The sequence below is a fragment of the Nocardiopsis halotolerans DSM 44410 genome (assembly GCF_000341065.1).
Classification (GTDB): Bacteria; Actinomycetota; Actinomycetes; order Streptosporangiales; family Streptosporangiaceae; genus Nocardiopsis; species Nocardiopsis halotolerans.
This window is the reverse complement of sequence record NZ_ANAX01000117.1, coordinates 1-735: the sequence shown is the minus strand read 5'-3', so window position 1 is coordinate 735 and position 735 is coordinate 1. Positions and strand designations below refer to the sequence as shown.

The 735-nt window shown below is 73.2% G+C and carries 1 protein-coding gene; it reads left to right on the top strand.

Features of this window, described 5'->3' with window-relative positions; genetic code table 11:
* Positions 1-21: 21 nt before the first annotated feature.
* The coding region (locus tag D455_RS29855) for a beta-ketoacyl [acyl carrier protein] synthase domain-containing protein (RefSeq protein ID WP_169552613.1) at positions 22-735 on the top strand (714 nt) is incomplete at its 3' end.

The following is a 735-nucleotide window of genomic DNA, read 5'->3' as shown; positions in this document are numbered from 1 at the left end:
CCCGCCGCCGGGGAGGCCGCCGTGGACCGGACGGACGACCTCCACGACGTCGCGGTCGTCGGGATCGACGGCGTGTTCCCCGGAGCCCCGGACATGGACGGGCTGTGGCGGGTCCTGGCCGGGGGCGAGGACCACGTACGGGAGGTTCCGGCGGACCGGTGGAACCTGGAGGAGTACTACTCCACCGACCAGTCGCCCGGCAGCGTCTACCTGCGGGAGGCCGGGTTCGTGCGCGAGTGGGACGAGTTCGATCCCGCGTTCTTCCGCATCCCGCCCTCCGACGCCCGGTGGATGGACCCCCAGCAGCGGCACCTGATCCAGTCGGTGTGGCGGGCGCTGGAGGACGCCGGTCCCGCGGGGGCGCGCCGGGACCTGACGGTCGGTGTGTTCGTGGGCGCCAGCTACCAGCACTACCGCGACCAGGTGGTGGGCGACGTCGTGCCGACCCCGGCCGCCCTGGGCAACCACAACGCCATCCTGGCCAACCGGGTGAGCCACTTCCTGGACCTGCGCGGACCGAGCATGACCATCGACACCCTGTGCTCATCGTCCCTGGTGGCCCTGCACCAGGCCGTGCGCAGCATCCGCGGGGGCGAGTGCGACCAGGCCGTCGTCGCGGGGGTGCACATGGGCCTGTCGCCGCAGTACTTCCAGCTGGGGTCGCGGCTGCGCTCGTTCTCCCCGACGGGGCGGTCGAGGGCCTTCGACGCCGACGCCGACGGGTTCGTCCCCGGG